Origin of the sequence: Alloalcanivorax xenomutans (genome assembly GCF_032810065.1) — a bacterium.
Classification (GTDB): Bacteria; Pseudomonadota; Gammaproteobacteria; order Pseudomonadales; family Alcanivoracaceae; genus Alloalcanivorax; species Alloalcanivorax xenomutans.
Genome location: NZ_CP136538.1, coordinates 1,830,155 through 1,842,049, shown reverse-complemented (window position 1 = coordinate 1,842,049; position 11,895 = coordinate 1,830,155). Strand labels below are relative to the sequence as shown.

8 protein-coding genes are annotated in these 11,895 nt (G+C 63.1%); 7 read left to right on the top strand and 1 reads right to left on the bottom strand.

The window, feature by feature from the left end:
• The first annotated feature begins 36 nt into the window (after positions 1-36).
• The 6 genes from RYH70_RS08645 (at position 37) to RYH70_RS08620 (ending at position 8,816) form a co-directional block, all read left to right on the top strand.
• Positions 37-909, top strand: coding sequence for an SDR family oxidoreductase (locus tag RYH70_RS08645; RefSeq protein WP_022994421.1), 873 nt, complete (start codon positions 37-39; stop codon positions 907-909).
• A 27-nt stretch (positions 910-936) separates the two neighbouring features.
• Positions 937-2,547 carry an acyl-CoA carboxylase subunit beta gene (locus RYH70_RS08640; RefSeq protein ID WP_097057943.1) on the top strand — a complete coding sequence of 537 codons (1,611 nt, stop codon included), beginning with the start codon at positions 937-939 and terminating at the stop codon, positions 2,545-2,547.
• 108 nt (positions 2,548-2,655) lie between these two features.
• Positions 2,656-3,813: an acyl-CoA dehydrogenase family protein gene (locus tag RYH70_RS08635; RefSeq protein ID WP_022994419.1), complete on the top strand. Its 1,158-nt coding sequence runs from the start codon at positions 2,656-2,658 to the stop codon at positions 3,811-3,813.
• A gap of 46 nt (positions 3,814-3,859) precedes the next feature.
• A complete protein-coding gene (locus tag RYH70_RS08630; RefSeq protein ID WP_055100727.1) occupies positions 3,860-4,675 on the top strand; it encodes an enoyl-CoA hydratase/isomerase family protein in 816 nt (271 codons plus the stop codon).
• 2 nt (positions 4,676-4,677) lie between these two features.
• Positions 4,678-6,618, top strand: a complete 1,941-nt coding sequence (locus RYH70_RS08625; RefSeq protein WP_317010081.1) for an acetyl/propionyl/methylcrotonyl-CoA carboxylase subunit alpha — start codon at positions 4,678-4,680, stop codon at positions 6,616-6,618.
• Between the two features lie 368 nt (positions 6,619-6,986).
• Positions 6,987-8,816 (top strand): long-chain-acyl-CoA synthetase, encoded by a 1,830-nt coding sequence (locus tag RYH70_RS08620; RefSeq protein ID WP_233917569.1) that lies wholly within the window; start codon positions 6,987-6,989, stop codon positions 8,814-8,816.
• A gap of 65 nt (positions 8,817-8,881) precedes the next feature.
• Here RYH70_RS08620 and RYH70_RS08615 read toward each other — a convergent pair whose 3' ends face one another.
• Entirely contained in the window at positions 8,882-10,507 is a 1,626-nt protein-coding gene (locus RYH70_RS08615) for a class I adenylate-forming enzyme family protein (RefSeq protein WP_317010080.1), read from the bottom strand.
• A 209-nt stretch (positions 10,508-10,716) separates the two neighbouring features.
• Here RYH70_RS08615 and RYH70_RS08610 point away from each other — a divergent pair, with 209 nt between their 5' ends.
• Positions 10,717-11,892 carry a C4-dicarboxylate TRAP transporter substrate-binding protein gene (locus RYH70_RS08610; RefSeq protein ID WP_317010079.1) on the top strand — a complete coding sequence of 392 codons (1,176 nt, stop codon included), beginning with the start codon at positions 10,717-10,719 and terminating at the stop codon, positions 11,890-11,892.
• Positions 11,893-11,895 lie beyond the last annotated feature (3 nt).

The following is an 11,895-nucleotide window of genomic DNA, read 5'->3' as shown; positions in this document are numbered from 1 at the left end:
GCCGTCACCTGGCTCATTGATAAAGGAAAACAAACCATGTCCTACCGTTCCGTCTTTCGGGAAAATCTGTTCGCCGACCGCAACATCATCGTCACCGGCGGCGGCTCCGGTATTGGCCGTTGCACCGCGCATGAATTGGCGGCGCTCGGGGCGCGGGTGGTCCTGATCGGCCGCAGCGAGGACAAGCTGCGGGAAGTGGCCGGGGAAATACAGCAGGACACCGGCCGCGAGGCCCTGTATTTCAGTTGCGACATCCGTGAGGAGGAGCGGGTGCGCGCGACCGTGGCCCGGATCTATCAGGCCGTGGGTCAGGTACACGGCCTGGTCAACAACGCGGGCGGCCAGTTCCCCGCACCGCTGGCGCTGATCAGCCAGAAAGGCTGGGAAACGGTGATCCGCACCAACCTCACCGGCGGCTTTCTGATGGCCCGGGAAGTGTTCACCCAGGGCATGAACCAGCACGGCGGCGCCATCGTCAACATCGTCGCCGACATGTGGGGAGGCATGCCGGGCATGGGGCACTCCGGCGCCGCCCGCGCTGGCATGGACAATTTCACCAAGACCGCCTCGGTGGAATGGGGATGCTGCGGCGTACGAGTGAACGCGGTGGCCCCGGGCTGGATCGCCTCCTCCGGCATGGACACCTATCCGGAGGCGTTTCAGAACATTCTTAAAACCCTGCGTGCCGCGGTGCCACTGAAACGCATGGGCGTGGAAGCGGAAGTGTCCTCGGCGATCTGTTTCCTGCTCAGCGACGCCGCCGCCTTCATCAGCGGCGACACGCTGCGTATCGACGGCGGCGCCAGCCAGGGCAACGTGGCCATCTTCCCGTTGCCGGAGCACAAGCGCAGCGAACCCTTCGACGGCTTCCACCGCGCCATCACTCCCGCCATTTTCAAACAAGACTGATTCCGCGCCAACCGACAGGACCCGATCATGCCCGTACTCGAAACCAGCCTGGACGTGAACAGCGACAGCTTCCGCGAAAGCCGGGATGCCATGCTCAAGGCAGTGGAAGAATTCCGCGCCATCGAACAAGGCGTGGTGGACGCCTCCGAAGCCAAACGCGCCAAATTCGAAAAACGGGGTCAACTATTGCCCCATGAGCGAGTCGCCCGTCTGCTCGATCCGGGCTCACCGTTCCTCAGCCTGATGAACCTGTCCGGCTATGGCATGCACGACGACAAGGACGGCACCGAAGCCGGCGGCGGCAGCATCGCCGGTATCGGCTATGTGGCCGGAGTGCGCTGCCTGGTCACGGCGTCCAACTCGGCTATCAAGGGTGGCACCATCACCCCGTCCGGACTGCACAAAACGCTGCGTCTGCAACGCATCGCCCTGGAGAACAAGCTGCCGGTGGTGAGTCTGGTGGAATCCGGTGGCGCCAATCTGAACTACGCCGCCGAGGTGTTCGTCGAGGGCGCGCGGACCTTCGCCAACCAGGCACGTCTGTCCGCCGCCGGCATCCCGCAGATCACCGTGGTGCACGGCAACGCGACCGCCGGCGGCGCCTATCAACCGGGCCTCTCCGATTACGTTATCGTGGTCCGCGACCGCGCCAAGATGTTTCTCGCCGGGCCGCCATTGCTGAAAGCGGCCACCGGCGAGATCGCCACCGACGAAGACCTCGGCGGCGCGGAAATGCACACCGGTGTGGCCGGCACCGCCGAGTATCTGGCCGACGACGACGCCGATGGCATTCGCCAGGCGCGGGACCTGATGGGTGTGCTCGGCTGGCGCGACGATGCGCCGGCCACCGATGAATGGGCACCGCCACGCTACGATGAAGAGGAACTGCTTGGCGTGGTGCCCAGCGACGCCAAGAAGCCCTATGACGTGCGTGAGGTGATCGCGCGGATCGCCGACGATTCCAACTTCGTCGACTTCAAGAACGACTGGGATGCCGCCACCGTATGCGGCTGGATCGCCATCGAAGGCCAACCCGTGGGCGTGCTTGGCAACAACGGGCCGATCACCCCGCGCGGCGCGGCCAAGGCAGCCCAGTTCATTCAATTGTGTGACCAGAGCAATCGGCCGTTGCTGTTTCTACACAACACCACCGGCTTCATGGTCGGCACCGACGCCGAACGCAACGGCGTGATCAAACACGGCTCGAAAATGATTCAGGCGGTGGCCAACGCCCGGGTGCCGAAAATCTCCATCGTTATCGGCGGCTCCTACGGCGCCGGCAACTACGCCATGTGCGGCCGGGGTCTGGATCCACGCTTTATTTTCGCCTGGCCCAATTCCCGGGTGGCGGTGATGGGCGGCCAGCAGGCCGGCATGGTGCTGCGTATCGTCGCCGAGGCCAAACAACGGGCCAACGGCATTGAACCGGATGAGAAAGTGCTGGAGATGCTGCAGCAAAGCACCGCGCAGAAACTGGACGCGCAATCCACCGCGCTGTACGGCACCGCCCATCTATGGGACGACGGCATCATTGACCCACGCGATACCCGCCGGGTGCTGGCCTATGTTCTGGATATCTGCCGCCAGGCGGAGCACCGCCAACTCAATGGCAACACCTTTGGCGTGGCAAGACTATGAATGAAGTTGACAGTTAACAGTGAATAGTTAACAGCGAAAATCAAAGGCGGCTCAAGAATCAGCCTGGAAGCCAGTCAAACCGAATAGAACACATAGCAGGAGTGTGTCATGAAATTCACGCAGGAACATGAAGAACTGCGCCGCACGGTACGTCAATTCGTCGACAAGGAAATCAATCCGCATGTAAAGGAATGGGAGGCGGCCGGCCGTTTTCCGATTCATGAGGTGTTCAAGAAAATGGGCGACCTCGGCCTGCTCGGCGTCACCAAGCCGGTGGAGTACGGCGGCATGGGGCTGGACTATTCCTACGGCATGGTAATGAGCGAGGAGATGGGCACGGTGCATTGCGGTGGCGTGCCGCTGGCGGTGGGCGTGCAGACCGACATGGCGACACCGGCCCTGGCCCGCTTCGGTTCCGACCAGTTGCGCCGGGACTATCTGGCGCCCGCCATCGCCGGTGACATGGTGGCCTCCATCGCCGTTTCCGAACCGCAGGCCGGTTCCGATGTGGCGGCGGTGAAAACCACGGCAAAAAAAGACGGCGACGATTACGTCATCAACGGCACCAAGATGTGGATCACCAATTCGCCCAGCGCCGACTTTTTCTGCCTGCTGGCGAACACCTCCGATGACAAGCCGCACATCAACAAGTCCCTGATCGTGGTCCCCAAGGACGCCGCCGGCATCACCGTGGACAAGCCGCTGGACAAACTGGGCATGCGCTCCTCGGAAACCGCCCAGGTGTTCTTCGACAACGTGCGCGTGCCGCAACGCAACCTGATCGGCCAGGAAGGCATGGGCTTCATGATGCAGATGATGCAGTTCCAGGAAGAGCGCCTGTTCGCCGCCTCCAACAGCCTCAAGGGCATGGAACACGTGATCAACGAAACCATCGAGTACGCCCGCGAGCGCAAGGTGTTTGGCATGAGCCTGCTGGACAATCAGACCGTGCACTTCCGTCTGGCCGAATTGCAAACCGAGGTGGAAGCCCTGCGCGCCCTCACCTACCGCGCCTGTGACCTCTACATCAACGGCCAGGACGTGCTGCAACTGGCCTCCATGGCGAAACTGAAGGTGGGCCGGCTGGCACGGGAAGTGGCGGACTCCTGCCTCCAGTTCTGGGGTGGCAACGGCTTCATGTGGGACAACCCGGCCAGCCAGCTCTATCGTGATGGCCGGCTTGGTTCCATTGGCGGCGGCGCCGACGAAATCATGCTCGGCATCATCTGCAAGACCATGAACACGCTGCCGGGCAAAAAGAAATAATGGATCGGACCTCCGACGTCAGCCCCAAAGCCGAGTGAGACCTGCCATGACGCTACCTGAAACCGAAACAATCACCCTCCACCGTGATGGTACCACCCTCTCCGTCACGCTGAACCGGCCGCAAAGCCGCAACGCCATGAGCCTGATCATGGTTGACGAGCTGATGGCGGTATTCGACTGGGTGGAAGCCAATCCGGATGTCCGTGCCGTGGTGTTGCGTGGCGCCGGCGGCCATTTCTGCGCCGGCGGCGACATCAAGGACATGGCCGGCGCCCGTCAGCAGGCGGCGGCCGGCGACGATCAGGCGTTCTTCACCCTGAACCGGCGTTTCGGCGCCATGGTCAGCCGCGCCGAAAGGCTGCCGGCGGTTTTGGTGTGCGTATTGGAAGGCGCCGTGCTTGGCGGCGGCTTTGGTCTGGCGTGCGTCTCCGATGTGGCGCTGGCCGCCGGCGATGCCCGCTTCGGGCTGCCGGAAACCGGCCTGGGCGTGATTCCGGCTCAGATCGCCCCGTTCGTGGTACGCCGCATCGGCCTGACCCAGGCCCGCCGGCTGGCGCTCACCGGTGGCCGCTTCGATGGTCACGGCGCCCAGGCGCTCGGGGTGGTGCACGAGGTGGCCGATTCCACCGAGGAGCTGGAGCAACGGTTGCGGCAGGTGCTGGAACAAATCCGCCGGTGCGCGCCCCACGCCAACCGGGTGACCAAGCAATTGGTGCTGAGCGTGGACGAGCAGCCGCTGGACGCGGTGCTTGATCAGGCCGCCCGGGACTTCGCCAACGCCGTCACCAGCGAGGAGGGTCAGGAAGGCACACTGGCCTTCGTACAGAAACGCGCACCGTCCTGGTCAACGGATAAGGAATAACCATGAGCTTCGACAAAATTCTGATCGCCAACCGTGGCGAAATCGCCTGCCGCGTCATCGCCAGTGCTCAGGCCCTGGGTTATCGCACCGTGGCGGTGTATTCCGAGGCGGACCGCGATGCCCGCCATGTACGGTTGGCGGATGAAGCGCTTTGTATCGGGCCGGCCAATGCCACCGCCTCCTACCTCAACATCGGCGCGCTGCTCGACGCCTGCCGCCGCAGCGGCGCCGACGCGGTCCACCCGGGCTACGGTTTCCTTTCTGAAAACAGCGACTTCGCCCGGGCCTGCGAGGATGCCGGCATCACCTTTATCGGCCCGCCGGTGGCCGCGATCCGGCTGATGGGCTCGAAACGGCTGTCGAAAATCGCCATGGAAGAGGCCGGGGTGCCCTGTGTGCCCGGTTATCAGGGCGAGGATCAGAGTGACGATACCCTGCTGCGAGAAGCGCGGCGCATCGGCCTGCCACTAATGATCAAGGCCAGCGCCGGCGGCGGCGGACGCGGCATGCGCGTGGTCACCGACGAGACGGAGATCCCGGCGCAACTGAACAGCGCCCGCCAGGAAGCCCGTAACAGCTTCGGCAACGACGAGCTGATCCTGGAGCGGGCGGTGAGCACGCCGCGCCACGTGGAAATTCAGGTGTTCGGGGATCACCACGGCAATGTCATCCACCTCGGCGAGCGGGACTGCTCGGTGCAACGCCGCCATCAGAAGGTGGTGGAGGAAGCCCCCTCCCCGGCCCTGGACGCAACCTTGCGGCGGCGCATGGGCGAGGCGGCGGTCAATGCCGCCCGCGCCTGCGGCTATGTGGGCGCGGGCACGGTGGAGTTCCTGCTGGGCGCCGACGGTGAGTTCTATTTTCTGGAGATGAATACCCGTCTGCAGGTGGAACATCCGGTTACCGAACTGGTCACCGGCCAGGATCTGGTGGCCTGGCAACTGAAAGTGGCCGCCGGCGAAGCCCTGCCGCTGACCCAGGACCAGGTCACCCTGACCGGTCACGCCATGGAGGTCCGCCTCTATGCGGAGGATCCCGCCCAGGGCTATCTGCCGCAAACCGGCCCGGTACGGCGCTGGCGCCCGGCCAGCGGAGAAGGGATCCGGGTGGATCACGGCCTGCGTGAAGGCGACCAGGTGGGCAGCCACTACGACCCGATGCTGGCCAAGATCATCGCCCACGGCGCCACTCGGGAGGAAGCCCGGCGCCGGCTGCTGCGCGCGGTGGAAGACACCGTGCTCGCCGGCGTCAATGACAACCGTGCCTTCCTGGCCGCCATCCTGCGCCACCCGGTGTTCGCCGCCGGTGAAGCCACCACCGCCTTTATTGGCGCCGATTTCGCCGGCGACCCCAGTCTCACGCCCGCACAACCCGGTGATGCCTTGTGGTCGGTGGCGGCGCTGCTGTTCGCCCGGCACCAGGATCACCGCCGGAACGGGCCAGGCCGCGGCTGGCAGTCCAGCGCCCTGGGCGCGCAGCCTCTGACGCTGGGCTGTGGCGAGCACAGCCGGACCCTCACCCTCCAGGGAACCCGTGTCGCGGGCGAACTACCGGTGGCGCTGGAGGAAATGGATGACGAATCCGTCGTCGCCGAAGTGGATGGCATCCGCCGCCGCTTTCATTGGTGCCGACACGGTGATCAGCTATGGCTGCAACACGGCGCCGACAAGGCCGTGTTCCAGGACCTGACCCATCAGCCGGCCGCCGGCCGGGACGGCCCTGGCTCCGGCCGGCTGAGCGCGCCCATGGACGGCGCCGTGGTGAGCCTCTCCGCCAGCGTCGGCGAGCAGGTGCGGCGCGGCCAGGTGCTGGCCGTAATGGAGGCGATGAAAATGGAGCATGTGCTCAAGGCCGATTGCGACGGCACCGTGACCGAGGTGGCGGTGGCGGTGGGCGATCAGGTACGGCGCCAGCAGTTGCTGGTGGTGCTGGACCCGGCCTGACGGCGATACGGCCCGGCGGCCGGGCAAATGCTCTGGCTTTCGGGCTGTGTTTGAATGGCGGCTGGCGTGGGGTTCCATTGTCCCGATTGGCGATGTTTTAACCAATCAGGACGGTGACCGGTGGGTCCGTTCGATCACCGCTTGCCCGCCTCCGGGGCGCCGGTTATGGTAGCGCCCATCCGCGGTCAACTTACGATTGTTCGCCGCGAATATTTGGTCATCTCCGGATCACGGCGCATCCCCCCTCCTATTGTCGGAGCGGCGGCGGCACGCCTTCGGAGAAGCCTTTTTCAGCCCTTTGCTGGTAGTGGACTCCCGGCACGACCCGGGTATTCCAAGAACATAGAGAATCAGAGAGTGGAGATGCCATGAGCAGCGCCGACGTCATTACGTTGCCGAAGATTCTGTCGAAGGTTCCCGAGATCGTTGCCAATCTGCCCGGGCTGTTGAAGGGCTCCAAGATGAGCAAGATCACCGACACCACCAAACCGCTGGGGCTGGGGGTCGAATTCGAGGCCGCCACCGCCGCCAACCCCAACGGCATCGCCGTTATTCACCAGGACACCGAACTCACCTACCGGCAATTCAACGCCTGGGCCAACCGCATCGCCGACTACTTCGCCTCCATCGGGCTGAAGAAAGGCGACACCGTGGTGGTAGATATCGAGAACCGCCCGGAACTGGTGGCCACGGTGCTGGCCTGCGCCAAACTGGGCATCTGCGCCGCTCTGGTGAACACCTCCCAGCGAGGCAAGGTCCTCACCCACAGCATCAATCTGGTGGAGCCCAAGGCCGCCATCATCGGCGGCGAATTGATCGAAGCCATCGAGGAAGTCCGTGACGATCTGGATCTGAAGACCAACTTCTTCTATCTGGCCGATGCCGACACGCTGCAAAACCCGGGTGAAGCACCGGCCGGCTACAAGAACCTGGCCACCGAGATCCAGAACTGCTCCAGCGAGAACCCGGCCGGCACCAACCAGAGCCGTCTCAAGGATCCGCTGTTCTACATTTACACCTCCGGCACCACCGGTCTGCCGAAGGCGGTGGTCTTCAACCACGGCCGCTGGCAAAAAGCGTTCGGCGCTTTCGGCTACTCCGCCGTGCGCCTGGACAAGGACGATCGCCTGTATTGCACTCTGCCCTTCTACCATGCCACCGGCATGGTCATCTGCTGGGCCTCGGTGATCGCCGCCCGTGGTGGCCTGGTGCTGGCGCGCCGCTTCTCCGCCAGCCGCTTCTGGGACGATATCCGTCAGCATAACTGCACCGCGTTCGGCTATGTCGGCGAGTTGTGCCGTTACCTGCATGAGCAGCCCCGCAAGGCCGACGACAGCAACAACCGCGTGCACACCATCGTTGGCAACGGTCTGCGGCCGGGTATCTGGAAAGACTTCAAGGAGCGTTTCGGCATTGAACGCGTGGAGGAGTTCTACGCCTCTTCCGAGGGCAACGTGGCCTTCACCAATGTGTTCAACTTCGACAACACCGTGGGCTTTTCCCCGGTGAGCTACGCTATCGTCAAGTACGACAAGGAAGCGGATCAGCCGGTGCGCGACGCCAAGGGTTTCATGATCAAGGTGAGCAAGGGCGAGTCCGGCCTGATGCTCGGTGAGATCACCGACAAGACCCCGTTCGACGGCTATACCGACAAGGAAAAAACCGAAAAGGCGATCTTCCGCGACGTGTTCAAGAAAGGCGATGCCTGGTTCAACACCGGCGATATGATGCGGGACATTGGTTTCCGCCACGCCCAGTTCGTCGATCGTCTCGGTGACACCTTCCGCTGGAAAGGGGAAAACGTCTCCACCACCGAAGTGGAACAGATCCTGGATGGCTTCGAGGCGATCATCGAGTCGGTGGTTTACGGGGTGGAAATTCCCGACACCAACGGCCGCGCCGGCATGGCCGAGCTGCGTCTGGACCGGCCCCACGACGAGGTGGATTTCCAGGCCCTGTGCGACTACCTCAAACGTGAGTTGCCGCCCTATGCCATTCCGGTATTCCTGCGCATTACCGACCATGGAGTGGAAACCACCGGCACCTTCAAGCACCAGAAAAACAAGCTGAAGGACGAGAAATACGATCTGAGCAAACACGACGATCCGGTCTACGTTCTGCTGCCCGGCGAAAACTGCTACCAGCGCCTCAGCGAAGAAATGCAGAAGGGTATCGACGGCGGCGAATATCGTTTCTGAGTCTGTTTGCCGTTATTCTTTCACCCTCTCCCCTCTAAGGGAGAGGGTGAAAACAACCGCCGGCCCTACCCCACCTCATCCCGTAACCGCCGTTTCAGTATCTTGCCCACCGGGTTGCGGGGGATCGCATCGACGATGCGCAGTGCCTCCGGCAGCTTGTAGAGGCTCATGCCGGATTCACGCAGAAAGCCGGTGATATCATCCAGGGTCGGCGGCGACGCCGGTTCCCGCGCCACCACGCAGACACACACCCGCTCCCCCATCACCTCGTCCGGCTGCGGAATTACCGCCGCGTCCAGGACCGCTGGATGCGCCTGCACCGCGTTCTCCACTTCCGCGCTGGAAATATTGAAACCGCCCCGGATCACCATGTCCTTTTTGCGATCATGGAAGCCAACATGGGCGTCATCCCGGATCACGAACAAGTCACCGGTACGGAAGTAGCCATCAGCGGTGAACGCTTTTTCGGTCAAATCCGGCCGTTTGAAGTAACCGGCGAACAGACTCGGTGCCCGATAGCACAATTCGCCGATACCCCCCGGTTCGGTCACCTCCCGGTCCTCGTCATCCAGCAGCTTGACACTTACCCCATCCACTCCGGACGGCCAGCGGCAACCGGGCTTGCCCCAGAACGGCAGGTGATCCACCCGCCGCTCCAGTTCCGGTACATCCGCCGGCCCGGCGATCAGGCAGGTGCCCTCGTTCTGTCCCCAGATATTGATGATTTCGATGCCCCAGCGACGCTTGAATTCCTCCAGCGTCCACAGTGACGGCGGCGCCGAACCGGTGGTGATGGCGCGCACCGAGGACAGATCGATGCGATCCACGTCCGGCAGCTTGGCGATCATGTTCAGTACCGCCGGCACCAGAATAGTGAAGTGGATGTTCTGCTCGGAGAGTTGTTCCAGCAGCACCGGCATGGTCAGTGGATGGTGCAGAACCAGGGTGCCGGCGGAAACCAGCCAGGACACATAATTGACGCCCAGCGCGGTCATGTTGACCAGCGGCGCCACGCACAATTGCCGGTCCCCTTCCCGCAGCCCGGAGGTCCGCATCAGCGGACCGATATGGGAGAACCAGCTGTTGTGGCTCATAGGACAGCCCTTGGGTCGCGACTCGGTCCCGGAAGTCCAGCACAGAGTGAAGATATCATTGGCGTCCACCGTCACTGGCGGTAACGGCCCCACCGGCCCTTCGGCGATGGCGGTCAGTTCGACCAGGGAAAGACATTGCTCGAAACCCAGCGTCCTGCCCATGGCGATATAATCAAAGCCCTTGGCGTGATCGGCGGCGATATACAAGCGCGCACCGGTGAGTTCCGCCACATAGCCCACATCGGTGGCCCGCCATTGCAATGGCAACGCGGTAAGAACGCCACCGGCGCGGGCCACCGCCAGGTAGAGCATGGCCAGCTCCCAGATATTGGGGAGCTGGGCCACCACGATGTCGTCCTTAGCCAACCCGCGCCGGATCAGTTCCGCGGCGGTGGCATCCACCGCCCGGCCGAACGCCTCATAGCTCAGCGAACGAGCCGGCGTGCCGACCAGATCCGGCCGGTCTGGCGGGTCCACCACCGCTTCCCGGTCCGGGTGGGCGTCGCGGTTATGTGCGAACTGGTCCAATAAGGTGCGTTGGCCCCAACGCCCCTCGCCAACGTAATGATCAATCCACTGCCGGGAATGCAAAATCATGGCTTGTCCTTGCTATTGCCCTGAACACCCCATTAAACCCCCTGCCCGCGCCGGCACCATCGTCGGATTGAACGATGTCGGCCTGGACAGGCGAGCGGCCGCGATAACATCAGGGTTTGATAATCGTCCATTCCGACGACGTTAATTGCCGCCGCCCACCGACAGGATGAAAGACCCATTTCGGGTCATATAAGAAGGAGAACATTCCCATGCCGGTATTTCGTTCATGGGGCGCGGCCTCCCGTCGCGGCCCCGCTTTCACTGCCCTGCTTGCCGCTCTCGCCGCTTTGCTGTTCAGCTCCGGGGTGGCGGCCAAACAGCTACGTTACGCCACCGGCTCAGCGCCGAATTCCCTTGGCGGCCTGGCGGCGGAGAAGTTCGCCGAATCGCTTGAGGACTACTCCGGCGGCGACCTCACCGCCAAGGTCTATATGATGTCCCTGCTCAGCTTCGCGGAAATGTCCGGCGGGGTGGAAAAAGGCATGACCGACATCGGCTCCATGATCTACCCCTATTTCCCGTCCGAATATCCGCGCACCAACCTGGTGGCCGAACTAACCATGCTCACCGATCTGATGGGCGCTCCGAAATCCCTGTCCAATCTCGCCTACGCCGGCGCGGTCAGCGAGTTCATATTCGAACACTGTCCGAAGTGCGTCGCGGAATGGGAAGCCCACGACCATGTTTTCAGCGGCGGCTCAGCGGCGTCCCCCTACTATTTTCTCTGCAACAAGCCCGTGGATACCCTCAAGGACCTCAGCGACAAACGGGTCCGCGTGGGCGGCGCGCAATGGGCCCGGGCGGCCGAAGCACTGAACGCCACGCCGGTGACCATGTCGGTGAACGAAATCTACGAGGGCCTGAGCCAGGGCGCCGTGGACTGCACCATGCAGGCCGCCGCCGAACTGATCAGCTTCAACCTGATGGAAGTCACCACCGACATCACTCTGGGCGCCCCTCTTGGCATCTACGGAGGCCTGTCCCTGAGCACCAACCGCAAAGTGTGGCGCGATCTCGATGAGAAACAGCGTAAGGCGGTTCTGCACGCCGCCGCCGACTCCAATGCCAATGTGACCTGGGGCTATCGCATCGATGACGAGCGCGCGCTCAAGCAAGCCAAGGAAAAAGGCATCGCCATGCACGAAGCCGACGACGCCATGGTCACCACCACCGAACAGTTCATCGAAAAGGACATGGAGACCATCGCCGCCAACTACCAGACAAAATACGGCGTGGACGACGCCGCGGAGATGATCGCCACCTTCCGTCCTCTGTTGGAGAAATGGATGACACTGGTCAAGGACGTGGACAGCAGCGAGGCGCTGGCGGACCTGTACTGGAAAGAAATCTACTCGAAAGTGGACGTCAGCAAGTACGGGCTGTAAGCG